This is a genomic window from Nocardia grenadensis NBRC 108939 (genome assembly GCF_001613445.1).
In the GTDB taxonomy this organism is placed as follows: domain Bacteria; phylum Actinomycetota; class Actinomycetes; order Mycobacteriales; family Mycobacteriaceae; genus Nocardia; species Nocardia grenadensis.
The window spans coordinates 1-1,304 of sequence record NZ_BDCJ01000063.1 but is presented as its reverse complement, the minus strand read 5'-3'; the positions used below and the strand labels follow the sequence as shown (position 1 = coordinate 1,304).

The 1,304-nt window shown below is 67.7% G+C and carries 1 protein-coding gene; it reads right to left on the bottom strand.

Going from position 1 to position 1,304, the window contains the following annotated elements; genetic code table 11:
- Window positions 1-1,304 (bottom strand): hydroxymethylglutaryl-CoA lyase-like TIM-barrel protein (locus tag NGR01S_RS29725; RefSeq protein WP_507762103.1); only part of this gene is annotated, 1,304 nt, incomplete at both ends.

Below are 1,304 nucleotides of genomic sequence, written 5' to 3'. Positions count from 1 at the left end.
CCCGGGTCGGCGGCGAACTGCTCGATATCGATACCGGAACCGACCAGCGACAGCGCCAGGTCACCGACCACCTTGGACGACGGCGTGACCTTGATCAGCCGGCCCAGCAACCGATCCGCGGCCGCGTATTTCGCCTCCACCTCCTCGAACCGATCCCCCAACCCCAGCGCGATCGCCTGCTGACGCAGATTCGACAGCTGCCCACCGGGGATCTCGTGGGTGTAGACGCGGCCGGTGGGCGCCGGCAGACCGGATTCGAACGGCGCGTACACCTTGCGCAGCGCCTCCCAGTACGGCTCCAGATCACAGACATTGCGCAGATCGAGCCCGGTGTCGTATTCGCTGTGCGCGGCGGCGGCCACGATCGCCGAGAGCGCGGGCTGACTCGTGGTGCCGGCCATCGCCGCCGACGCGCCGTCGACGGCGTCGGCACCGGCCTGCCAGGCAGCGAGATAGGTGGCCAGCTGCCCACCCGGGGTGTCGTGGGTGTGCACATGGACCGGCAGATCGAAATTGCTGCGCAGCGCGGTCACCAATTTCGCCGCCGCGGGCGCGCGCAACAGTCCGGCCATATCCTTGATCGCCAGCACATGCGCGCCCGCGTCCACGATCTGCTCGGCCAGTTTGAGGTAGTAGTCGAGGGTGTAGAGCTTCTCGTCCGGATCGGTGAGATCACCGGTGTAGGACAGCGCGACCTCGGCGATCGCGGTACCGGTTTCCCGGACCGCGTCGATGGCCGGGCGCATCTGGTCCACATTGTTCAGGGCGTCGAAGATCCGGAAGATATCGATACCGGTCTCGGTGGCCTCGGCCACGAACGCCCGGGTCACCCGCTCCGGATACGGGGTGTAACCGACAGTGTTGCGACCGCGCAGCAGCATCTGCAGGCAGATATTCGGAATCGCCTCGCGCAAAGCGGCCAGCCGCTCCCACGGGTCCTCGTAGAGGAAGCGCAGCGCCACATCGTAGGTCGCCCCGCCCCACGCCTCGATGGACAGCAGTTCCGGGGTCAGGCGCGCCACATGCCCGGCCACATCGAGCAGGCCGTTGGTGCGTACCCGGGTCGCCAGCAGCGACTGGTGCGCGTCACGGAAGGTGGTGTCGGTGACCCCGACCGCCTTCTGTTCGCGCAACGCCTGCGCGAATCCCTCGGGGCCCAGCGTCAGCAGTTTCTGCCGCGAACCGTCCGGCGGCGGCACCGCCAGGTCGATCGCGGGCAGTTTGTCGTGCGGGTACACCGCGGTCGGCCGGGCGCCGTGCGGTTTGTTCACCGTGATATCGGCCAGGTAGTTCAGGATCTTGGT